A 21,778-nucleotide genomic window follows, 5' to 3' on the forward strand; every position below is an offset into this window, starting at 1 on the left:
GACGAGGCTTTTCCTGCAGACCCTCGCGGGTCACCTCATCAGGGACCCCGCTCAGGCGCTGACCACCTGAACAAACTTGCGGTTGTTGGGCCCGCGGGTCACGAACTCGACCTTGCCTTCCGCCGTGGCGAACAGCGTGTGGTCGCGACCGACGCGCACGTTGTCACCAGCGTGGAAGCGGGTGCCGCGCTGGCGGACCAGGATGTTGCCGGCCTTGACCAGCTGACCGCCGAAGCGCTTCACGCCAAGGCGTTTACTTTCCGAATCGCGACCGTTGCGGGTACTGCCGCCTGCTTTCTTGTGTGCCATTGCGCTAGCCTCCTGTTACGCCGAAATACCGGTGATTTTCACTTCGGTGAACCACTGACGGTGACCCGTCTCTCTCCGGTAGTGCTTGCGGCGGTTGAACTTGACGATCTTCACCTTCTTGTGGCGGCCGTGGTTGACCACCTCGGCGGTGACCTTGGCACCCTCGACAACCGGGGTCCCAATCTTGACCTGCTCGCCCCCAACCATCAGCACGCGATCGAACTCGACCGTCTCGCCAGTGGGCACTTCAATTTTTTCCAGCTTGAGGGTCTCGCCCTCAACGACGCGGTGCTGCTTGCCGCCGCTCTCGATTACTGCGTACATTGTACTCTCCGTTCAGTTAGCCTGCTCGCGATCGTAACAACCCTCGAGAGGGGGCAGAGCCAGGCACAGACAGGTTTCAGGGGACTCACCGGGCCCGCGCGCAGGCGCAGGGACAGGTCAGAGGGCGCGGATTCTACCCGAAGCGCGCACATCGGGCAAGTAAAGTTCACTAGCGCCTCACTGCTTCTTGACACCCCCCTGAGCGCCCCCTAGCATGCCGGGGCACTCAACAGGCGGCCACAGCATGCAGCAAATCCGCGCCAGCGTTGCCGGGGAATTCGAACAGGTCAACCAGCTCATTATCGAGCAACTCCACTCCGACGTCCCCCTGGTAGAAAATATCGGTCACTACATCGTCGATGCCGGAGGCAAACGGCTGCGCCCGCTGCTGGTGCTGCTCTGCGCGGCGGCACTGGGCGACTGCCGCCAGCGGCATATCACCTTCGCGGCGGTGATCGAGTTCATCCACACGGCCACCCTGCTCCACGACGATGTGGTCGACCTCTCCACCCTGCGCCGCGGCCGCCCCACCGCCAATGCCGCCTTCGGCAATGCCCCCAGCGTCCTGGTGGGCGACTTTCTCTATACCCGCGCCTTCCAGCTGATGGTGGCCCTGGACAACCCGGACATCCTCCGCTACATGGCGGACACCACCAACACCATCGCCGAAGGGGAAGTCCTGCAACTTTCCCGCGCGGGCAATGCCGACACCGCCGAAGCCGATTACCTCGATATCATCACCCGCAAGACGGCAGTCCTGTTTGCGGCGGCCTGCCACGGCGCCGCCTGCCTGGGTGATACCAGCGCCGCGGTTCGGGAGCAGCTCACCAGTTACGGCCTCCACCTGGGGATTGCCTTTCAGCTGGTGGACGACGTGCTCGACTACGAAGGCAGCAGCGAGACCATGGGCAAGAATGTCGGCGATGACCTGGCGGAAGGCAAACCGACACTGCCCCTGATTCATGTATTGAACCACGGCGAAGCACGGGAACAGGCCCTGGTTCGCGACGCCATCACCCACAAGTCGGCGGATCAGCTGGCGGAGGTGGTGGCTGCCGTCCAGCGCACCGGTGCCCTGGACTATTGCCGCACACTCGCCGCGACCCACCGCGACAAGGCCCTCGCCACACTGGACTGCCTGACCGAAGGCCCGGCGCGAAAAGCCCTGCAGGACCTCGCCCTCCTCTCTGTGGACCGCAATCACTAGCCGCATTGCCCGCGCACTGAAATTGCCTCGGGACCAGAGGCTTTCTATACTGGTCGCTCAATGGACGGAGCCCCCGATGTCATCCCCCGCGCCCTTTGCCCGGCTTCCCGGCCACCCGGAACGACAATCTCACGCTCAACGCCTGAGCGGCACCTCGGTGCCCGGCCTGTTTCAGGCCGATCCGCAGCGGGCCGATGATTTCTGCGCCGAAGCCCTGGGGCTGCGCCTGGATTACTCCCGGCAGTGGCTGGACCGGCCGGCGCGGGAGGCGCTGCTGGCACTGGCCGCGGCGGCCGACCTGCATGGAGCTGCCAGGGCCCTGCTAGAGGGACAGTCCCTCAATATCACCGAGTTGCGCCCCGCTCTGCACAGCCTGCTGCGAGCCCGCAGTGCACCGCGTGGCCTGGAGGCGGAGTTCGCCGAAGTCGCAGCGACACGGCTGCGCATGCAAGCCTGCTGCGAGCAGCTGTACGGCGGCAACTGGCTCGGCTTCAGCGGCAAAGCGATTACCGATGTGGTCAACCTGGGCATTGGCGGCTCCGACCTCGGCCCGAGACTGATCGTCGAAGCTCTCGGCAGCTACCGGGGCGCGGTCGACTGCCACCATGTCGCCAACGTCGACCCCGCGGACCTGCAGGACACCCTCCTGGAGCTCGACCCCGCCACGACCCTGTTCATCGTTTGCTCCAAGTCCTTCCAGACCCGCGAAACCCTGACCAATGCGCAGGTGGCGCGCAACTGGCTGCTGACCGCAGGCGCCGGCGAGGAACAGCTTCCCAGGCACTTCCTGGCCATCACCACCAATCTCGAGGCAGCGGAAGCCTTCGGACTGCCGGCAGACAACTGCCTGCCGATCTGGGACTGGGTGGGCGGACGATACTCCGTGTGGTCGGCAATCGGGCTCAGCTGTGCCATCGCCATTGGCTGGGACGCCTTCAGCGAGCTGCTGGACGGCGCAGCGGCGATGGACCAGCACTTCGTCGAAGCACCGGCGGCCAGCAACCTGCCCATGCTGCTCAGCCTGCTGGAAACCTGGTGCTGCCAGTACCTCGGCGCAGAAAACCATGCGGTATTACCTTACGACCACGGGCTGCGCCACCTGCCCGACTACCTGCAACAGCTGACCATGGAGAGCAATGGCAAGGGGGTCGACGCACAGGGCCGCCCCCTGTCCTGGGACAGCGCACCCGTGCTCTGGGGCGCCGCCGGCACCCTTGGGCAGCACTCTTTCCACCAGCTGCTGCACCAGGGTACCCGGCTGTGCCCGGCGGATTTCATCCTGCCCCTGCGCACTCGCACCGGCATGCACGAGCAACACCGGCTGCTGGTGGCCAACGGTATCGCCCAAAGCCGGGCCCTGATGGTGGGCCGCAGCGCGGAGGAGGCCCGCAGCGAACTGCTCCAGCGCGGACTGCAGAAGCAGCGCGCCGACGCGCTGGCGCCGCACCTGGCCATGCCCGGCAGTCGCCCGCACAACGTCATCAGCTTCGACGCGGTCACCCCCTGGCGGCTGGGCGCGCTGCTTGCCCTCTACGAGCACCGTACTTTCTGCAGCGCGCAGCTCTGGGGCATCAACGCCTTCGACCAGTGGGGCGTGGAACTGGGCAAGCAGATTGCCGACTCACTGCTTGAGGAGATGTCCGGCCCGACCGACCAAAATCAACCAGGGGCCGGCAGGGTGGACCTGGACCCCGCCAGCCGCGCCCTGCTGGAAGCCTGGCGCCGGGCGCAAACCCCCGGCTAGACCGCCTCCACCAGCGCCAGCAACTCGCGGGTGCGCCGCTCCATCAGGGCTGTATCGCCGCGGCTCTCGACATTCAGCCGAACCACCGGCTCGGTATTCGACAGACGCAGATTGAAACGCCAGTCGGCAAAGGCCATCGAGAGCCCATCGACAGCTTCTTCCGCAAGTGCGTCCTCACGATAGTGCGAGGCCACTCGCTGCAGCACTGCGGCGGGATCCTCGACACTGCGGTTGATCTCGCCGCTGCAGGGAAATGCCGCCATGCGCTCCGCCACCAGACGTGACAGGGCCTGCCCCCGCTTGCCCAGCAGCTCGGCCACCAGCAGCCAGGGAATCATGCCACTGTCGCAGTAGGCGAAATCCCGGAAATAGTGGTGGGCGCTCATTTCCCCACCGTAGACGGCATTCTCCGCGCGCATCCGCTCCTTGATAAAAGCGTGGCCGGTCTTGCTTTGCACCGCATGCCCGCCCAGGCGCTCGACCATGTCGATCGTATTCCAGGTCAGGCGAGGATCGTGGATGATGGTTTCACCGGGGTGACGGGCCAGGAAGGCCTCCGCCAACAGCCCGACCAGATAATAGCCCTCGACAAAATTGCCGCCCTCATCAAAAAAGAAACAGCGATCGAAATCGCCATCCCAGGCAATGCCGAGGTCGGCCCGGTGTTCGCGCACAGCGTCACTGGTGGCCTGACGGTTCTCCGGCAGCAGCGGGTTGGGCACGCCGTTGGGGAAATGTCCGTCCGCCTCGTGCTGCAGCTTGATAAACGTAAAGGGCAGGTGCGGTTCCAGCAGATCAATGACCCGCCCGGCACCGCCATTCCCGGCATTGACCACAATGCGCAGCGGCGGCAGCGATTCCACATCCACATAAGCGAGCAGATGGTCCCGATAGGCCTCGCGGAGGTCCAGGGCCTGGTAATCACCCCGGCGGCTCGCAGGGGTAAACTCGCCCGCTGCGGCCAGGTCGCGGATATCGAACAGGCCGCTGTCCCCGGAAATGGGGCGCGACTGTTCGCGCACGAACTTCATGCCGTTGTAATCGGCGGGGTTGTGGCTGGCAGTCACCACAATGCCACCGTCCATCCCGGCGTGACTGGTAGCGAAGTAGATTTCCTCGGTACCGCACAGGCCGATGTCAAACACATCCACACCCTGGGCGCGAAGACCCTCCACCAGCGCGCCCTTGATCGCCTCGCTGGTAAGGCGGATATCGTGCCCGACCACCACGCGACGGGGCCGCAGCACCTCGGCAAAAGCCCGGCCGATGTTACCGGCGATCGTCTCGTTCAGCTGGTCGGGCACCCGCCCGCGAACGTCGTAGGCCTTGAAACACGCCAGTGGCGACATGGACATGCCCCTCAATCGCGTCGATAGTGGTTTTCGTAGACGAAGTTGGTCGCCTCCACAAAGCCCGGCACACTCCCACAGTCGAAGCGACGCCCCTGGAAGCGGTAGGCCATCACGCAGCCCTGCTGGGCCTGAGTCTGCAGCGCGTCGGTGAGCTGGACTTCGCCATTGGCACCGGGCGGCGTCTCGCGCAGAATATCGAAGATGTCCGGGGTCAGGATATAGCGCCCGATAATCGCGAGGTTGGACGGCGCGTCCTTCGGGTCGGGCTTCTCCACCATCTTGTCCACCCGATACAGGCCGTCCTTGAGACTCTCGCCGGCGATCACGCCATACTTGTTGACCTCCTCCGGCGGCACTTCCTGGATGGCGACGATGGAACAGCGAAACTGGCGATACAGTTCGGCCATCTGGGCAAGCACCCCGGGGCCGTCGTTGAGGCACAGGTCATCGGAGAGCACCACACCGAAGGGGTCGCTGCCGATCAGCGCCTCCCCCGTGAGGATGGCGTGGCCCAGCCCTTTCATTTCACGCTGCCGGACCATGGTAAAGATGCCCTTGTCGAGCACATTGCGGATGCTGTCCAGATAGACCTCCTTCCCGGTACCGGAGATCTGGTGCTCCAACTCGTAGCTGATGTCAAAGTGGTCCGCGATGGAACGCTTGCCGCGACCTGTCACCATGGCGCAGGTGGTCATGCCCGCCTCAATGGCCTCCTCCACGCCGTACTGAACCAGTGGCTTGTTGACGATGGGCAGCATTTCCTTGGGCATGCTCTTGGTCGCGGGGAGAAAACGGGTGCCGTAACCGGCAACGGGAAACAGGCATTTATGAATCATCGGGAAGGCTCCTGGCGGTTCTCAGGTGGTGGCGAGATTGGCGGGCGCCTCGCGCCCATAGACATCTTCAAAGCGCACGATGTCGTCCTCCCCCAGGTAGCTGCCGGATTGCACCTCGATCAGCTCCAGGGGAATGCGCCCCGGGTTGGCAAGGCGGTGCTTGCGGCCCAGGGGAATGTAAGTGGACTCGTCCTCCGCCAGCATGAACACACGGTCCTCGCAAGTCACCTCGGCGGTACCGTGGACCACGATCCAGTGTTCGGCCCGGTGGTGATGCATCTGCAGGGACAGGGTCTGGCCCGGGTTGACGATGATTCGTTTGACCTGGAAGCGCTCGGCGCAGACCAGGGTCTCGTAGCTGCCCCAGGGCCGGTAGACCCGGGAGTGGAGAACGGCCTCTTGCCGGCCCGCGGCCTTCAATTGCGCCACGATGTGCTTGACGTCCTGGACCCGCTCGCGGTCCGCCACCAGCACCGCGTCAGGGGTCTCGACCACCACCAGGTTGTCCACCCCGGTGGCCGCCACCAGGCGCGATTCACTGCGGAAATAGCTGTCGCGGCAGTTGTCCAGCAGCACGTCGCCCTGGGTGGCATTGCCGCTGTCGTCGCGCTCGGCCACCTCCCACAGGGAAGACCAGGCGCCGACATCGCTCCAGCCGCAGTCCAGCGCCACCACCGCACCGTTGTCGGTGTGTTCCATGACCGCGTAGTCGATGCTGTCCGCGGGGCAGGCCAGGAAAGCCTCGCTGTCCGGGCGAATGAAGTCCAGGTCCACCGCGGCCCCCGCCATGGCGGCGCGGCACTGTTCCACCATCTGCGGCTGCTCACGGGCCAGTTCCTCCAGGTAGCTTGCCGCCCGGAACAGGAACATCCCGGCATTCCACAGGTAACTGCCGCTCTCCAGGTAGGCCTGGGCCGTCTCCAGGTCGGGTTTTTCCACGAAACTGTCCAGGGCAAAGCTGTCGTCGCCGAGACTCGCGCCGCAGCGCACGTAGCCGTAGCCGGTCTCGGGATGCGTGGGCACCACGCCGAAGGTCACCAGCCGCCCTTCCCGCGCCAGGGGCAGCGCCACGCTGACCGCCCGGGTAAAGGCCGCCACGTCGCGGATCAGGTGGTCCGCCGGCAGCACCAGCAACAATGCATCGGGGTCCCGGGCCAACTCGCGCAGGGCCGCCAGGGCCACCGCCGGCGCCGTGTTGCGGCCCTGGGGCTCCAGCAGCAGCGCACCGGGCTCGAGGTCGACCTGGCGCAGCTGCTCGGCCACCATGAAGCGGTGCTCCTCGTTGCACACCACCACCGGCGGGGCCGCCGTCAGGCCATCGGTGCGCGCCAGGGTTGCCTGCAGCATGGACAATTCCCCGACCAGGGGCAGGAACTGCTTGGGGTGAAGCTCGCGGGAGACTGGCCAGAGTCGGCTGCCTACACCGCCGCACAACAATACGGGCGTGAGCATGGCTTTCCTTGATCTGTCGGGCCCGCGGCATGCCGCGGAATCGGATACGAGCGGTTTATGGTAGCCCAGCATCGCGTCCCGGGGCCAGCACGCGCGGGGCGGCGACTGCGGATCTGCTGGACTTGTGCCCCGCAGGGTTTAGAATGGGCACCCACGCAACGCGGCCGGCACGCCGGCCTCACTCAGGTACGCCCCACGCCAGGGCTTCACATCCACGTCAGATCCGGACCCTCTATGACAGCACAACACGCTTTCGCCAAGGAGGAGCTTGTCGCCTGCGGGCACGGCGAACTTTTTGGCCCCGGTAACGCCCAGCTGCCGACCGATAACATGCTGATGCTTGACCGTATCACCCACATCAGCTCCGAGGGCGGCCGCTACGGCAAGGGCGAGATGGTCGCGGAACTGGATATCCACCCGGACCTGTGGTTCTTCCAGTGCCACTTCCCGGGCGACCCGGTCATGCCGGGCTGCCTGGGCCTCGACGCGATGTGGCAGCTGGTCGGGTTTTTCCTCGGCTGGCGCGGCAATCCCGGCAAGGGACGGGCCCTGGGTTCGGGAGAAGTCAAGTTCACCGGGCAGATTCTGCCCACCGCCAACAAGGTGACCTACAACATCCACATGAAACGGGTCATCGAACGCAAGTTGATCATGGGCATCGCCGACGGCGTCGTGTCCGTGGACGGTCGCGAGATCTATACCGCCAGCGACCTGCGTGTAGGCTTGTTCAAATCGACGGAGTCCTTCTAGTACCATGAATAGACGCGTAGTCATCACAGGGCTGGGTATTGTTTCCTGCCTGGGCAACGACGCAGACAGCGTCGCCGATGCCCTGTACCAGGGGCGGTCCGGCATCGCACTCCGCCAGGAGCAGATCGATATCGGAATGCGCTCGCACATCGCCGGCGCACCGGATATCGATGTCAGCGAGCACATCGACCGCAAGCAGCTGCGTTTCATGGGCGATGCCGCGGCCTATGCCTACATCGCCATGCAACAGGCGATCAAGGATGCCAACCTGACAGAGCGGGAAGTGTCCAATGTGCGCACCGGCATCATTGCCGGCTCCGGCGGTGCCTCCTCGGCCAGCCAGACCGAGGCCGCGGATATCCTGCGGGAGAAAGGCCTGCGGCGCGTCGGCCCCTACCGGGTGACCCAGACCATGGGCAGCACCGTGTCCGCCTGCCTGGCCACACCGTTCAAAATCAAGGGGGTCAACTACTCGATCTCCTCGGCCTGCTCGACCAGCGCGCACTGCATCGGCAACGCCATGGAACAGATCCAGATGGGCAAGCAGGATGTGGTCTTTGCCGGCGGCGGCGAAGAACTGCACTGGACGCTGAGCAGCCTCTTCGACGCCATGGGCGCCCTGTCCACCAAGTACAACGACGCACCGGAGCAGGCCTCGCGGGCCTACGATGCGGACCGCGACGGTTTCGTCATCGCCGGCGGCGCGGGCATGCTGGTCCTCGAGGAGCTGGAGCACGCCCGCGCCCGGGGCGCGAAAATCTACGCCGAACTGGTGGGCTACGGCGCCACCTCCGACGGCCACGACATGGTGGCTCCCTCCGGCGAAGGCGCGGTGCGCTGCATGCAGCAGGCCCTGGCCACGGTCGAGGGCCCGATCGACTACATCAATGCCCACGGCACCAGCACGCCGGCGGGGGATATCCAGGAGCTGAAGGCGGTGCGTGAAGCCTATCAGGACCTCGGCTACATTCCGGTAATCAGCTCGACCAAATCGCTCTCCGGCCACTCCCTGGGTGCCGCCGGCGTGCAGGAGGCGATCTACTCGCTGTTGATGCAGCAACGCGGCTTCATCGCCGCCTCGGCCAACATCCAGAACCTCGACCCCGAGGCAGAGGGCCTGCCGATCGCGCGCGAGCGCCACGAGAACGTCGATCTGCAACGGGTGATGTCCAACAGCTTCGGTTTCGGCGGCACCAACGCCTCGCTGGTGTTCCAGAAGCTCAACGACTGAATGCCGGGACGGGCGGGCTGGAGAAGATCTGGCCTGCCGCCCTTTCAGTTTTACCCGAAAGGCGCCAGAAGCCGAACCTCCAACCAGTCGCCTTCCGCCACCGTGGCCTGCTCCGGCACCACGGCCAGGGCGTCGGCCTCACTCACGACGCTGAGCACACCGGAACTCTGGTTGCCGGCGGATACTGCCCACCACTCCCCGTTTCGAATTTCGACACGCACGCGGCGGAAGTCGCGACGGATACCCGGTCGTTCGACGCAGAAGGCTGCGCGCGCGTGGAGTGCCGGCAGGGGTCTGGGCTCTTCGCCCTGGCAGCGCTGCAGGAAAGGCCGAGCCAGCAGGCAGAAGGTGACAAAGCTGGAAGTCGGGTTGCCGGGGAGCCCGATGAAGGGCTTGCCGCACACCCGACCAAAGGCCAGGGGCTTGCCCGGCTTGATCGCCAGACGCCACAGCAAAAGCTCGCCGAGGGCCTCCACCTGGCTGCGGACGTGGTCCTCCTCGCCGACGGAGACACCGCCCGAGGCCAGCACACAGTCCGCCTGCACTGCCGCATCTTCCAGGGCCGCCGCCACCGCCGCAGGACTGTCGGGCACGATACCCGGGTCCCAGACCTGCATGCCCAGGGCTTCCAGCAGGCCAGCCAGCATGTATCGGTTGCTGTCGTAGATCTGCCCCGATCGCAAAGGGCCGCTACCGGGGGCAACCAGCTCACTCCCGGTGCACAGAAGCGCGACCCGCAGGGGACGATAGACGCTGGCCCGGTTCATGCCCAGGGACGCCAGCAGCCCGAGGTCCGCGGCCCGCAGGCGCTGCCCGCGTCGCAGAACAACAGTACCCTCGGCGATGTCCTGACCGCGCAGGCGAATGTTCTCGCCCGGACGCACATCGCCGGTGACGACAATGGCGTCGCCGGCAGGCTGCGTGTTTTCCTGCATGACCACGGCGTTCGCCCCCGGTGGCACCGGCGCCCCGGTGAAGATACGCGCCGCAGTGCCCGCCCGCAGCGGCTCCGGCCTACTGCCCGCGGGAATACGCTGACTTACTCGCAGCGGACCGGCACCGAGGTCTTCCACCCGCAGGGCGTAGCCGTCCATCGCGCTGTTGTCCTCCGGCGGGACCGCGAGGGCAGCGCACACATCCTCCGCGAGTACCCGGTGGCGAAGCGCCGGCAGCGGCAGGACCTCGACCCCGGGTGGCTCCGGTGCTGCCGCCAGCATGGCCGCGAGCGCATCATCCAGGGGCAGAAGCGGCTTCATTCGGCCGACTTTCGGGCCCGCAGCACCCCGACGAAGTTGCAGGGCCGGTGGTCGGCGTCCAGCTGCTCGCGAATGATGCCGTTCCACGCCGTGCGACAGGCTCCGGTGGAGCCCGGCACGCAAAAGATGACCGTGTGGTTGGCCAGACCGGCGAGGGCGCGGGACTGGATGGTCGAGGAACCGATTTCGGCCAGGGACAGCGCGCGAAAGACCTCGCCAAACCCATCGATTTGCTTGTCGAACAGGGGCAGCACAGCCTCCGGAGTGGAATCGCGACCGGAAAAACCCGTGCCACCGGTTACCAGCACTGCATCGACTTCAGCGTCCGCGATCCACTGGGAGACAATCGCCCGAATACGGTAGATGTCATCGGCGACAATGGCCCGCGCCGAACAGCGATGCCCGGCCTCCACGACAGCGGTCTCCAGATAGTGACCGGAGGTGTCGGTATCGACATTGCGGGTATCCGAGACGGTCAACACGGCAATCCCCAATACGGATGCGGCACTTGGCTGCTCAGACATGGCTGCTTACCTGTTTCTGTTGCTGTTGATGACGGAAGTAGAGGCGTACGGTGTCCGCCACAAAACCGCGCCAGGGTACCTGCTTGATGGCGAAGGTATCCCGCAGGCGCTGGCAGCGCAGGCTGCGATTGCGCTCCAGCGCATCATCCTCGCAGACTTCCAGCTGGATGCTGCCGGGGGCGAAATCGGTAAACTGGGACACCGAAGCCAGCAGCACTTCGGCAAACTCGTAGCAGGTGGTGACATCCGAGCTGCAGTAGTGGAAATTGCCGAAGGCATCAGCACCGGCACTCATCTGATCGATCACACCGGCGATCACCCGGGCCGCATCGGCGGCTTCCACCGGACACCCCCGTCGCGCCGTACCCAATTGCAGGGTACCGCCGCTGAGCAGTTGCTCAAGCATGTGCGTGAGCACATTGACGCCCTCGTGGGAAAATACCGGCCCCAGGCGCAGGATAAAATGGCGCTCGCAGGTCGCGCGCACCACCTCTTCGGCACGCGCGATCAGCTGAGCGACCGACTCGTCACTGTCGGGCGCATCGTCTTCCTGCCGGGCACGCTCACCCAGGCCGCTGAAGACCCGGGCGCTGGACACCAGAAAATGACGCCCTGCACTGCGCTGACAGGCCTTGGCAAGCCAGTGGGTACGCTCGACATCCTCGTCCGATACGATCTCACCGCTGTCCGCCGCGGCCTGCAGACGGGTATCCACCAACACATCGGCACGCGCCCGCCGCACGGCCTTCTTCGCCTGACGCTCGCTCTTCCAGCGAGAAGCCGCGAGGGAAATCAGCTCGACATCGTGCCGCCCCCAGCGACGCAGATGATGCACCAGCGCCAGTCCGAGGGATGAGTCGGAACCAATCAACAGGACCCGCAAGTGCCGCCTCCAGGAATTATCACGCCTCGCGAGATCACCACATTTCTAGAAGGGAATATCGTCGTCAAAGTCATTGAAGTCCTGGGGCGGAGGCGCCGGCTGCTGGTTGCCGCCAGCCTGGCCCTGGGGCCCCGCCGGCGCCTGCTGGCGCTGCGGTGCCGGCTGCTGCTGGCCATAATCCCCGGGGCCTGAGCTGTAGTTGTCCTGACCCATGCCGCCCCGGCTGTCCAGCATCTGCATCTCGCTGGCCACGATCTCGGTCGTGTAGCGATCCTGGCCGTCCTGGCCCTGCCACTTGCGGGTGCGCAGAGAGCCCTCGACATAGACCTTGGAACCCTTGCGCAGGTACTCGCCGGCGATCTCCGCCAGGCGATTGAAAAACACCACGCGGTGCCACTCGGTGCGCTCCTGGGGCTGGCCGGTCTGCTTGTCCTTCCACTGATCACTGGTGGCCAGGTTGACGTTGGTCACCGCGCCGCCGGAGGGCATGTAGCGGGTTTCCGGATCCGCCCCCAGGTTGCCGATCAGAATCACCTTGTTGATGCCCCTAGCCATGTTCTTGCCCTCTGTCAGGATGCGCTGCGGATGTTGCAATCGAGTGCGCGACTATAGCAATCCGGCCCTGCAAATGCGACACGCGGGAGCGGGCACAAACCATCAGATGGCAACCGCAGCGGCCAGCCGAACCCCGCGAGAAACACATCGCGGCTTCAGCGCGCTTTTGAGGTCAGGGCCTCTTCCGCGGCCGCCTGCTGACCGTGCCGCGGCAGGGCAAACAGGCACCAAAGCCCGCAAAGACCCACGCAGAACAGCAGCACCGACTGGCTGCCGTAGTGCTGCAGCAGCCAGCCACCCAGGGCACCACCGACAAAGATGCCCAGGAACTGGGCGGTGGAATAAATGCCCAGGGCCGTCCCCCGCCCGCCCGGAAATACCGCCTTGCTCACCATCGATGGCAGTGTGGCCTCGAGGTAATTGAAACCGACGAAAAACAGCCAGGCGGCCAGGTATATCGTCCAGCCACTGGCCGCCAGACCGAGCGCCACCAGAGCGACCACCAGCGCCAGGATGGCCGCCAGGAACACCGGCGCCGGGCGGCCACCCCGCTCCGCCAGGCGCATCATGGGCACCACGCCGAGCACCGAGAGCAGGATCACCGGCAGGTAAACCTGCCAGTGCTGGTCCCGGGGCACGCCAGCCAGCCCCTCGATCAGACCGGGCAACACCAGAAACAGCGCCATCAGCACAGAGTGGAGGGTGAAAATACCCGCGTCGAGACGCAGTAGGGCCGGGTCGCGCAGGGCGCGTCGAAACAGGCTGCCGCGGGGCGAGGTCGATTCCGCACTCGGGCCCCGGGCGGGTTCGGGAATCCGCCATAGAACCAGCATGCCGAGGATGGCCAGCACTGCCGTGAGGGCAAATACCAGGTCGAGACCGCCAAAGGCTGCCAACAGGGGACCCAGCACCAGTGCCACGGCGAATGCCAGGCCGATACTGGCCCCGACGATGGCCATGGCCTTGGTTCTCTGTTCGTCGCTGGTCAGGTCCGCCACCAGCGCCATGATGCTGCTGGCGATGGCCCCCGCTCCCTGCAGCAGGCGGCCAAGCACGATCCCGTGGATGCTCTCCGACCAGGCCGCCAGCAGGCTGCCCAGGGCAAAGACCAGCAGGCCTCCGACAATCACCGGCTTGCGTCCAATCCGGTCCGAGAGCCAGCCGAGGGGAACCTGCAGCAGGGCCTGGCTGAGGCCATAGATGCCCAGGGCCAGCCCGATCAGGGCGGGCGTCGCTCCGCGATAGTCGGCGGCGTACAGGGCCAACAGGGGCAGGACCATGAACAGGCCCAGCATGCGCACGTTGTACAGCAGGGCGAGAGACAGCACCGCGCGGCGTTCCGCCGCTGTCATGGGATTCTTGGTGATCACGAACTCGGACTGTGAAAGGCTTGGACCGCGAATTCTAGCAGCTTGGCCGCCGCGGCGACATCCGCGCGGCACGCAAGGCACATCCAGCTCCCCGGACCGCGCGTAAACTGCCCCGTAGTTACGGCCCTGCGATAGCTTTTGCCCGCCCTACCCCCAGCGCCTATACTGGCAGGTTTGATCGACCTTCATCCGGGAGAGTCATGGACACCATTCAGGTACGCGGTGCGCGCACCCACAACCTCAAGAACATCGACCTCGACATTCCCCGGGACAAACTGGTGGTGATCACCGGCCTGTCCGGTTCGGGCAAGTCCTCGCTGGCTTTCGACACACTGTACGCGGAGGGCCAACGGCGCTATGTCGAGTCCCTCTCCACCTATGCGCGCCAGTTCCTGTCGATGATGGAAAAGCCCGACATTGACCATATCGAGGGTCTGTCGCCGGCGATTTCCATCGAACAGAAGTCCACCTCTCACAACCCGCGCTCCACCGTCGGCACCATTACCGAAATCTACGACTACCTGCGCCTGCTGTTCGCCCGGGTCGGCGATCCGCGCTGCCCGGAACACGGCGAAACCCTGCAGGCCCAGACCATCAGCCAGATGGTGGACAGCGTGCTGGCGCTCCCCGAGGGCTGTAAGCTGATGCTGCTGGCACCGGTGGTGCGCGATCGCAAGGGTGAACACCTGCACGTGTTCGAGGAGCTGCGCGCGGGCGGCTTCGTCCGCGCCCGGGTGGATGGCATCGTCACCGACCTCGACGACCTGCCGAAACTGGACAAGAAGCGCAAGCACAGCATCGACGTGGTGGTTGACCGCTTCAAGGTGCGCCCCGACCTCAGCCTGCGCCTGGCGGAATCCTTCGAGACCGCGCTGGGGCTCACCGATGGCCTGGCCACGGTCAGCTACATGGACGGCGATGGCGAGGACCTGATGTTCTCCGCCCGCTTTGCCTGTCCGGTCTGCGGCCACAGCATCGACGAGCTGGAACCGCGACTGTTCTCTTTCAACAATCCGGCCGGGGCCTGTTCCAGTTGCGACGGCCTGGGGGTCAAGCAGTATTTCGACCCGGAACGCATCGTGGTGCACCCTGAATCGAGCCTGGCCGAGGGCGCGATCCGCGGCTGGGATCGCCGCAACGTGTATTACTTCCACATGCTGACCAGCCTGGCGGAGCACTACGGCTTTTCCATCGACACCCCGTTCGCCAAGCTGAAGAAAAAGCAGCGGGAAGCGATTCTCTACGGCTCGGGTGATGAAGAGGTCAGCTTTGCCTATGTGAATGACCGCGGCGACGTATTCAAGCGGCGCCACCCCTTCGAGGGCATTATCCACAACATGGAGCGGCGCTACCGGGAGACCGAGTCCCAGAGCGTGCGCGAGGAGCTGGCCCGTTTTCTCGCCTCCCAGCCCTGCCCTGACTGCGGCGGCACCCGCCTGTGCCGGGACGCCCGCCACGTCTTCGTGGATGACCGCAGCCTGCCCTCGATCACCGAAATGCCGGTGGGCGAGGCGGAGATCTACTTCGAGCAACTGGCCCTGGAAGGCCGCAAGGGAGAAATCGCCAGCAAGATTCTCAAGGAGCTGCGCGCCCGCTACCGCTTCCTGGTCGACGTGGGCCTGAATTACCTGACCCTGAGCCGCAGCGCGGAGACACTCTCCGGCGGCGAGGCCCAGCGCATCCGCCTGGCCAGCCAGATCGGCGCCGGCCTGGTGGGGGTAATGTACATCCTCGACGAGCCTTCCATCGGCCTGCACCAGCGGGACAACGAGCGCCTGCTGAACACCCTCAACCATCTGCGCGACCTGGGCAACACGGTGCTGGTGGTGGAACACGACGAGGACGCCATCCGCAGCGCCGACCACATCATCGACATCGGCCCGGGTGCCGGTGTCCACGGCGGTCGCATCGTCGCCCAGGGCACCTTCGAGGATATCGTCGGCACCGAACAGTCGCTCACCGGCGCCTACCTCTCCGGGCGGCGGCGAATCGAGATTCCCGCCAAGCGCGTGGCTCGCGACCCCAAGAAGAGCATCCGCCTGCTCGGCGCCCGGGGCAACAACCTCCAGGGCGTCGATCTGGAACTGCCGGTCGGCCTGCTCACCTGCGTTACCGGCGTGTCTGGCTCGGGCAAGTCCACCCTCATCAACAACACCCTTTACCCGATCGCCGCCACCCAGCTGAACGGCGCCACCTCCCTCAATCCGGCGCCCTATGAGCGCATCGAGGGGATGGAGCACATCGACAAGTGCATCGATATCGACCAGAGCCCGATTGGCCGTACCCCGCGTTCCAACCCGGCCACCTATACCGGCATTTTCACGCCGGTACGGGAGCTTTTTGCCGGCACCCAGGAGGCCCGCTCCCGCGGCTACAAGCCGGGGCGTTTCAGCTTCAACGTCAAGGGCGGCCGCTGCGAGGCCTGCCAGGGGGATGGGGTGACCAAGGTGGAGATGCACTTCCTGCCGGACATCTACGTGCCCTGCGATGTCTGCAAGGGCAAGCGCTACAACCGCGAGACCCTGGAGATCCGCTACAAGGGCAAGAGTATCCACGAAGTGCTGGAAATGACCGTGGAGGACGCCCTCGCCTTCTTCGAGCCGGTACCGTCGATTGCCCGCAAGCTGCAGACGCTGATGGACGTGGGCCTATCCTATATCCGCCTGGGTCAGGCCGCCACCACCCTCTCCGGCGGCGAGGCCCAGCGGGTCAAGCTGTCGCGGGAGCTGTCCAAGCGCGACACCGGCAAGACCCTGTATATCCTCGACGAGCCGACCACCGGGCTGCATTTCGAGGACATCCGCCAGCTGCTGGATGTGGTGCACCGCCTGCGCGATCACGGCAATACCGTGGTCATCATCGAGCACAACCTGGACGTGATCAAAACGGCCGACTGGCTGGTGGACCTGGGGCCCGAGGGCGGCAGTGGCGGCGGTCAGATCATCGCCACCGGGACGCCAGAGAACGTGGCCAAGGCGAAGGGCTCCCACACCGGGCGCTTCCTCAAGCCGATGTTGAAGGGCTGAGAGGCCTCAGTAGCCGCCGGGCAGCGGCGCCTCCGCCGGCGCCGACTTGCAGCGACCCAGCACCTGCTGGGCAGCCTGTCGCAACAGGCTGATATCGATGGCCACGGCAATGAAGTCAAAGCCCAGGTCGCGGTAGCGGCGCGCCGCGGGTTCCCCGGGCGCCAGGATACCCACGGCCTTGCCCGCCGCCTTGGCCGCCGCAGCCACCGACTCGATGCAGGCCTGCACCTCGGGGTGCTCAGGCTGGTCCGGGAAGCCCATATCGGCGGAGAGATCCACGGGGCCGATGAAAATGGCGTCGACGCCCTCCACGGCAGCAATCTCCCGGATGTGCTCTGCCCCGCGCCGGCTCTCCACCTGCAGGATCAGGCAGATTTCCTCGTGGGCGCGGTGGATATAGTCGCCGATGGCACCCCAGCGGGTCGCCCGCGTGAGACCGCCGCCGACCCCGCGGATGCCACCCTGGGGCGGATAGCGCGTCGCCCGCACCAGCTCCCGGGCCTGCTCCCCGGTTTCCACCATGGGAATCATCAGGCTCTGGGCGCCCACGTCCAGGTACTGCTTGATCAGCGCCGGATCGCCGTTCACCGGCCGCACCACCGCCGAAACGGGATACGGCGTCACCACCTGCAACTGCTCCAGCACCGAGGGCACGGAGTTCGGCGCGTGCTCGCCGTCGATCAGCAGCCAGTCCGCCCCCGTGGTCGCGCAGACCTCCGCCGCATAGGCACTGCCCAGCGCCAACCAAAGCCCGTACTGCGTCTCACCGCGGGCCAGCGCCGCCTTGAACTGATTGACCGGTACCTGCACGCCGCACCCCTCATCGCCACTAAGGAGGCCATTTTAGCACCCCGAACACGATGCGCAGCCGAGTGGGGAAATTACGCCGTATTCTGGACCGTCGGCGACATGGATGCGCGGGGCCGCCCAGGCCGTCGAGCGTACAGGGACGTATTCACAGCGTGTCCAGAATGCGGCGTAATTTCCCCGCTTGGCGCCACAGGGAGAGCAGACGCAAAAAAGGGCGCCGCAGCGCCCTGATTCGAAGCGAGGTGCCCGCCGCGGCGGGCCACAGGCTTACTCGTCGTCGACCGTGCCCACCGGCTCGGCGATGATGTCGTCTTCCAGCAGTTCCTTGATGGACAGCTTGATGCGGCCGCGCTGGTCCACGTCCAGGACCTTCACTTCCACTTCCTGGCCTTCCTTCAGGTAGTCGGACACATTCTCCACCCGCTCGTTGGCGATCTGGGAGATGTGTACCAGGCCGTCCTTGCCAGGCAGGATGTTGACGAAGGCGCCGAAGTCGACGATGCGCGCGACGGTGCCCTTGTAGATGGCACCGACTTCCGCCTCGGCAGTGATCTCTTCGATCATCGCCACGGCCTTGTCGCGGGCGCCCTTGTCCAGGCCGAAGACGCGAACCGTGCCGTCGTCGTCGATATCGACGGTGGCGCCGGAGGCTTCGGTGATGGAGCGAATGGTCGCGCCGCCCTTGCCGATGATGTCGCGGATCTTCTCGGCATCCACCTTCAGGGAAATCATGCTCGGCGCATTGTCCGAGGTGACCTTGCGCGGCTCGGGCAGCACGGCATTCATCTGGCCGAGGATGTGCAGACGGGCCTGCTGGGCCTGCTGCAGCGCCACTTCCATGATCTGCTCGTTGATGCCTTCGATCTTGATGTCCATCTGCAGGGCGGTGATGCCCTCGGCAGTACCGGCGACCTTGAAGTCCATGTCGCCCAGGTGGTCTTCGTCACCCAGGATATCGGTGAGTACGGCGAACTGGTTGCCGTCCTTGACCAGACCCATGGCGATACCGGCAACCGGTGCCCGCAGGGGCACACCGGCGGCCATCAGTGCCAGGGAGCCGACACACACGGAAGCCATGGAGCTGGAGCCGTTGGACTCGGTGATTTCGGAGACCACGCGCACGGTGTAGGGGAATTCCGCCTCGGAAGGCAGTACCGCTGCCAGGCCACGACGGGCCAGGCGACCGTGACCGATTTCCCGGCGACCGGTAAAGCCTACACGCCCGGCTTCACCCACGGAATAGGGGGGGAAGTTGTAGTGCAGCATGAAGGGGTCGCGGCGCTCGCCTTCCAGGGCATCGATGATCTGCGCGTCACGAGTGGAGCCGAGGGTGACGGCACCGATGGCCTGGGTTTCGCCACGGGTAAACAGCGCGGAGCCGTGCACCTTGGGCAGCACGTCAACTTCACAGGCAATGGCGCGGACGGTGCGATTGTCACGGCCGTCAATACGCGCTTCGCCGTTGAGGATGCGCTTGCGCACCAGGGTCTTCTCGACGCGCTTGAACACGTCCTTGACCTCGTCCTCGCTCGGACCACCCTCGACCGCCAGGGCTTCAACACAGGCCTGGCGAACCTGGGCCACGCGCTCGTAGCGCTGGGCCTTCTCGGTAATGCGATAGGCTTCGCCGAGGTCCTGCTTGACCTGGGCTTCCACCGCAGCCAGCAGCTCGGCGTCGACGGCAGCGGCCTCCCAGTCCCAGCGCGACTTGCCGGTTTCGGCGGCCAGTTCCTTGATTGCCTGGATCGCTACCTGCATTTCCTGCTGGGCGAAGAGTACCGCACCCAGCATCTGGTCTTCGGTCAGCTCCTTGGCCTCGGATTCGACCATCAGCACCGCGTGCTCGGTGCCGGCAACCACCATGTCCAGCTTGCTCTCGGTCAGCTCGACGTAGGTCGGGTTGAGCAGGTAACCCTGGGCTTCGCTGAAGCCGACGCGGGCACCAGCAATCGGGCCATTGAAGGGGATACCGGAAATCGCCAGGGCCGCGGAGGTCCCGAGCATGGCGGGAATATCCGGGTCGATGTGCTTATCCGCGGACATCACGGTGCAGATCACCTGCACTTCGTTCATGAAGCCTTCGGGAAACAGCGGGCGAATGGGGCGATCGATCAGACGCGAGGTGAGGGTTTCCTTCTCGCTGGGGCGTCCCTCACGCTTGAAAAAGCCGCCGGGGATCTTGCCGGAGGCGTAGGTCTTTTCCTGGTAGTGCACTGACAGGGGGAAGAAGGGCTGGCCCGGCTTGGCGGTTCTGTCCGCCACCACCGTACACAGCACCGAGGTATTCTCAACGGTCACCAGCACCGCGCCGGTCGCCTGGCGGGCGATGCGGCCGGTCTCCAGGGTGACCGTCTGACCACCGTACTGGAAAGTTTTGGTTACTGGATTCACTCTTTTTCTCCAATTCCGAAAATGACTACCGGGGCACTGGGCCCCGGTATGAAATACTGCTTATCGACGCAGGCCGAGTCGCTTGATGAGGTCCGTATAGCGGGACACATCCTTGCGCTTCAGGTAGTCCAGCAGCTTGCGGCGCTGGTTGACCATGCGGATCAGGCCGCGGCGCGAGTGGTGATCCTGCTTGTGGCTCTTGAAGTGGTCCTGCAGCTGTTCGATGTTTGCGGTCAGCAGTGCCACCTGCACTTCCGGAGAGCCGGTATCGCCTTCACCACGCTGGTACTGCTTGACGATCTCTGCTTTCTGTTCAGCCAGTAATGCCATGTCGATAGTCCTCTTTTGTAATCTGCGTGCCCCGGTTGCTTTCGCGGGGCGTGAATGAAAAGAGCCTGTCCGTGCAGATTGACAGACAGGTTCGCGTCACCTCCCGGTGACTATCAGGCGACGCGGCGCCACGCGCCCATCGTCCAATATTTCGCCAATACCCAGAAACTCGCCGTTTTCCAAGGTCATGCGTACCAGGCCATCGGCCGGTGCCCGGGCCACCCGCACCGGCTGGCCCTGACGCATGTAAAAACCCGCGGACTCGCCCAGGCACACCCGGGGCAGCCCCTCAATCGCCGCGTCCATCGGCAACAGCAGGCTGTCCATGTGCGCCAGCTCCTCAGCGTCACGCAGCGCCTGCAAGGCAGGCAGCGTCACTGCCTGCGACAGGTCGAAGGGACCGGCCTGGGTGCGGCGCAGGGCGCCCACATGGGCACCACAGCCAAGCAGTTTGCCCAGGTCGTCCGCCAGCGCGCGCACATAGGTGCCCTTGCTGCAGCGCATACGGATATCCGCCTCCGCTCTGGGACCCGGGCGGAAGGCCAAAAGTTCCAGCTGGTACAGTGTAACCCGCCGTGCCTTGCGCTCCACTTCCTGCCCCTGGCGCGCCAGCTTGTACAAGGGCTGGCCGCCCTGCTTCACCGCCGAATACATCGGCGGCACCTGTTCGATCTCGCCCCGGAAGGTGTCCAGAGCCGCGGCAACCCCGGCTTCCGTCAGGCCACTGGCATCGCGCTCCTCCAGCACCTCACCCTCCGCATCCGCGGTGGTGGTGGTGGCGCCGAGGACAAAGGTACTCTCGTAAGCCTTGTCCGCATCCAGCAGATACTGGGAAAACTTGGTCGCCTCGCCAAAACACAAGGGCAGAACACCGGTCGCCATGGGGTCCAGGCTGCCGGTATGCCCCGCCTTGGCGGCAAAGTATAGTCGTTTTGCCGTCTGCAGTGCGTGGTTGGAGCTCATGCCCGCCGGCTTGTCCAGGACCAGGATACCGTCAACGGGCCGACCCTTGCGACGTCGGGCCACTCAGTGCTCCTCGCCCGGCTCGTCCTGGCGCAGGCCGAGCTCGCGGTCCGCCTCCGCGGCACGCTGGATCAAATCTTCCATATCGCGACCGCGACCCACGCTGGTATCGAAGCGAAAGCCCAGCTGCGGCACGCTGCGCAGGTTGCTGTCCCGGGAGAGCAGGCTGCGCAGGAAGCCAGCAGCGCCATTGAGCGCCTTCGCGGCCTCCCCGGCCTCTTCCGGGGTATCGCTGCCCAAACGGGTAAACCAGACCCGGGCATGAGCGAGATCGCGACTGACATCGACGCCGGTGATGCTGACCATGCCGATGCGCGGATCGCGCAGCTCCTGCTGGATCAGCTGCGCCAGCTCCCGCTGCAGATGGTCTGCGACCCGTTGGGTACGGCTGAATTCCCTGGCCAT

At 65.3% G+C, this 21,778-nt stretch carries 20 protein-coding genes; 5 read left to right on the plus strand and 15 right to left on the minus strand.

Going from position 1 to position 21,778, the window contains the following annotated elements:
* Positions 1–51 precede the first annotated feature (51 nt).
* A complete protein-coding gene (gene rpmA, locus ACYVGS_RS08385; RefSeq protein WP_460588223.1) occupies positions 52–309 on the minus strand; it encodes a bL27 family ribosomal protein in 258 nt (85 codons plus the stop codon).
* 15 nt (positions 310–324) lie between these two features.
* Positions 325–633: a bL21 family ribosomal protein gene (gene rplU / locus ACYVGS_RS08390; RefSeq protein WP_460588224.1), complete on the minus strand. Its 309-nt coding sequence runs from the start codon at positions 631–633 to the stop codon at positions 325–327.
* Positions 634–877: 244 nt separating this feature from the next.
* Here rplU and ACYVGS_RS08395 point away from each other — a divergent pair, with 244 nt between their 5' ends.
* Together ACYVGS_RS08395 and pgi are read left to right on the plus strand one after the other, a co-directional pair.
* Positions 878–1,840, plus strand: a complete 963-nt coding sequence (locus ACYVGS_RS08395; RefSeq protein ID WP_460588225.1) for a polyprenyl synthetase family protein — start codon at positions 878–880, stop codon at positions 1,838–1,840.
* A gap of 76 nt (positions 1,841–1,916) precedes the next feature.
* Positions 1,917–3,584, plus strand: coding sequence for a glucose-6-phosphate isomerase (gene pgi, locus ACYVGS_RS08400; RefSeq protein ID WP_460588226.1), 1,668 nt, complete (start codon positions 1,917–1,919; stop codon positions 3,582–3,584).
* Here the strand turns inward: pgi and ACYVGS_RS08405 are convergent.
* The 3 genes from ACYVGS_RS08405 to ACYVGS_RS08415 are packed head-to-tail and all read right to left on the minus strand — an operon-like array spanning position 3,581 to position 7,224.
* A complete protein-coding gene (locus ACYVGS_RS08405) occupies positions 3,581–4,933 on the minus strand; it encodes a phosphohexomutase domain-containing protein (protein ID WP_460588227.1) in 1,353 nt (450 codons plus the stop codon). The genes pgi and ACYVGS_RS08405 overlap by 4 nt on opposite strands.
* 11 nt (positions 4,934–4,944) lie before the next feature.
* Positions 4,945–5,772: a UTP--glucose-1-phosphate uridylyltransferase gene (galU, locus tag ACYVGS_RS08410; RefSeq protein WP_460588228.1), complete on the minus strand. Its 828-nt coding sequence runs from the start codon at positions 5,770–5,772 to the stop codon at positions 4,945–4,947.
* A 21-nt stretch (positions 5,773–5,793) separates the two neighbouring features.
* Positions 5,794–7,224 carry a mannose-6-phosphate isomerase type 2 family protein gene (locus ACYVGS_RS08415; RefSeq protein WP_460588229.1) on the minus strand — a complete coding sequence of 477 codons (1,431 nt, stop codon included), beginning with the start codon at positions 7,222–7,224 and terminating at the stop codon, positions 5,794–5,796.
* Between the two features lie 234 nt (positions 7,225–7,458).
* Between ACYVGS_RS08415 and fabA the strand changes: the two genes are divergently transcribed.
* Both fabA and fabB read left to right on the plus strand, forming a co-directional pair.
* Positions 7,459–7,974, plus strand: coding sequence for a bifunctional 3-hydroxydecanoyl-ACP dehydratase/trans-2-decenoyl-ACP isomerase (fabA, locus tag ACYVGS_RS08420; protein WP_460588230.1), 516 nt, complete (start codon positions 7,459–7,461; stop codon positions 7,972–7,974).
* A gap of 4 nt (positions 7,975–7,978) precedes the next feature.
* The gene (gene fabB, locus ACYVGS_RS08425; protein WP_460588231.1) at positions 7,979–9,205 is read left to right on the plus strand and encodes a beta-ketoacyl-[acyl-carrier-protein] synthase family protein; all 1,227 of its coding nucleotides are present in this window, start codon (positions 7,979–7,981) and stop codon (positions 9,203–9,205) included.
* A gap of 50 nt (positions 9,206–9,255) precedes the next feature.
* Here the strand turns inward: fabB and ACYVGS_RS08430 are convergent, their stop codons facing one another.
* The 5 genes from ACYVGS_RS08430 to ACYVGS_RS08450 all read right to left on the minus strand — a co-directional run bounded on the left by ACYVGS_RS08430 (position 9,256) and on the right by ACYVGS_RS08450 (position 13,775).
* Entirely contained in the window at positions 9,256–10,461 is a 1,206-nt protein-coding gene (locus tag ACYVGS_RS08430) for a molybdopterin molybdotransferase MoeA (protein ID WP_460588232.1), read from the minus strand.
* Complete coding sequence (moaB, locus tag ACYVGS_RS08435) at positions 10,458–10,985, minus strand: molybdenum cofactor biosynthesis protein B (RefSeq protein WP_460588233.1); 528 nt, start codon at positions 10,983–10,985, stop codon at positions 10,458–10,460. Before moaB ends, ACYVGS_RS08430 begins: the two co-directional genes overlap by 4 nt.
* On the minus strand, positions 10,978–11,868 hold the full coding sequence (locus tag ACYVGS_RS08440) for a sugar nucleotide-binding protein (protein ID WP_460588234.1): 891 nt from the start codon (positions 11,866–11,868) through the stop codon (positions 10,978–10,980). Before ACYVGS_RS08440 ends, moaB begins: the two co-directional genes overlap by 8 nt.
* A 45-nt stretch (positions 11,869–11,913) precedes the next feature.
* Positions 11,914–12,423, minus strand: a complete 510-nt coding sequence (ssb, locus tag ACYVGS_RS08445; protein WP_460588235.1) for a single-stranded DNA-binding protein — start codon at positions 12,421–12,423, stop codon at positions 11,914–11,916.
* A gap of 155 nt (positions 12,424–12,578) precedes the next feature.
* Positions 12,579–13,775: an MFS transporter gene (locus ACYVGS_RS08450; protein ID WP_460588236.1), complete on the minus strand. Its 1,197-nt coding sequence runs from the start codon at positions 13,773–13,775 to the stop codon at positions 12,579–12,581.
* 218 nt (positions 13,776–13,993) lie between these two features.
* On the opposite strand from ACYVGS_RS08450, the gene uvrA reads away from it, so the two are divergent.
* Positions 13,994–16,819: an excinuclease ABC subunit UvrA gene (gene uvrA / locus ACYVGS_RS08455; RefSeq protein WP_460588237.1), complete on the plus strand. Its 2,826-nt coding sequence runs from the start codon at positions 13,994–13,996 to the stop codon at positions 16,817–16,819.
* 6 nt (positions 16,820–16,825) lie between these two features.
* On the opposite strand, the gene ACYVGS_RS08460 is transcribed toward uvrA, so the two are convergent.
* The 5 genes from ACYVGS_RS08460 to rbfA all read right to left on the minus strand — a co-directional run bounded on the left by ACYVGS_RS08460 (position 16,826) and on the right by rbfA (position 21,778).
* On the minus strand, positions 16,826–17,629 hold the full coding sequence (locus ACYVGS_RS08460) for an aldolase/citrate lyase/malate synthase family protein (RefSeq protein ID WP_460588238.1): 804 nt from the start codon (positions 17,627–17,629) through the stop codon (positions 16,826–16,828).
* A gap of 267 nt (positions 17,630–17,896) precedes the next feature.
* Positions 17,897–20,020, minus strand: a complete 2,124-nt coding sequence (pnp, locus tag ACYVGS_RS08465) for a polyribonucleotide nucleotidyltransferase (RefSeq protein WP_460588239.1) — start codon at positions 20,018–20,020, stop codon at positions 17,897–17,899.
* 60 nt (positions 20,021–20,080) lie between these two features.
* Complete coding sequence (rpsO, locus tag ACYVGS_RS08470; protein WP_460588240.1) at positions 20,081–20,350, minus strand: 30S ribosomal protein S15; 270 nt, start codon at positions 20,348–20,350, stop codon at positions 20,081–20,083.
* Positions 20,351–20,446: 96 nt separating this feature from the next.
* Entirely contained in the window at positions 20,447–21,376 is a 930-nt protein-coding gene (gene truB / locus ACYVGS_RS08475; protein WP_460588241.1) for a tRNA pseudouridine synthase B, read from the minus strand.
* A complete protein-coding gene (gene rbfA, locus ACYVGS_RS08480) occupies positions 21,377–21,778 on the minus strand; it encodes a ribosome-binding factor A (protein ID WP_460588242.1) in 402 nt (133 codons plus the stop codon). It lies immediately after the preceding gene.

It is taken from the genome of Haliea atlantica (assembly GCF_054779855.1).

Coding starts and splice junctions, on each gene's coding strand:
- uvrA (WP_460588237.1), top strand. CDS start 13,994: ATGGACACCATTCAGGTACGCGGTGCGCGCACCCACAACCTCAAGAAC.
- ACYVGS_RS08430 (WP_460588232.1), bottom strand. CDS start 10,461: ATGAAGCCGCTTCTGCCCCTGGATGATGCGCTCGCGGCCATGCTGGCG.
- ACYVGS_RS08395 (WP_460588225.1), top strand. CDS start 878: ATGCAGCAAATCCGCGCCAGCGTTGCCGGGGAATTCGAACAGGTCAAC.
- pgi (WP_460588226.1), top strand. CDS start 1,917: ATGTCATCCCCCGCGCCCTTTGCCCGGCTTCCCGGCCACCCGGAACGA.
- fabB (WP_460588231.1), top strand. CDS start 7,979: ATGAATAGACGCGTAGTCATCACAGGGCTGGGTATTGTTTCCTGCCTG.
- moaB (WP_460588233.1), bottom strand. CDS start 10,985: ATGTCTGAGCAGCCAAGTGCCGCATCCGTATTGGGGATTGCCGTGTTG.
- ACYVGS_RS08450 (WP_460588236.1), bottom strand. CDS start 13,775: ATGACAGCGGCGGAACGCCGCGCGGTGCTGTCTCTCGCCCTGCTGTAC.
- ssb (WP_460588235.1), bottom strand. CDS start 12,423: ATGGCTAGGGGCATCAACAAGGTGATTCTGATCGGCAACCTGGGGGCG.
- galU (WP_460588228.1), bottom strand. CDS start 5,772: ATGATTCATAAATGCCTGTTTCCCGTTGCCGGTTACGGCACCCGTTTT.
- rpsO (WP_460588240.1), bottom strand. CDS start 20,350: ATGGCATTACTGGCTGAACAGAAAGCAGAGATCGTCAAGCAGTACCAG.
- rplU (WP_460588224.1), bottom strand. CDS start 633: ATGTACGCAGTAATCGAGAGCGGCGGCAAGCAGCACCGCGTCGTTGAG.
- ACYVGS_RS08405 (WP_460588227.1), bottom strand. CDS start 4,933: ATGTCGCCACTGGCGTGTTTCAAGGCCTACGACGTTCGCGGGCGGGTG.
- rbfA (WP_460588242.1), bottom strand. CDS start 21,778: ATGGCCAGGGAATTCAGCCGTACCCAACGGGTCGCAGACCATCTGCAG.
- ACYVGS_RS08415 (WP_460588229.1), bottom strand. CDS start 7,224: ATGCTCACGCCCGTATTGTTGTGCGGCGGTGTAGGCAGCCGACTCTGG.
- rpmA (WP_460588223.1), bottom strand. CDS start 309: ATGGCACACAAGAAAGCAGGCGGCAGTACCCGCAACGGTCGCGATTCG.
- fabA (WP_460588230.1), top strand. CDS start 7,459: ATGACAGCACAACACGCTTTCGCCAAGGAGGAGCTTGTCGCCTGCGGG.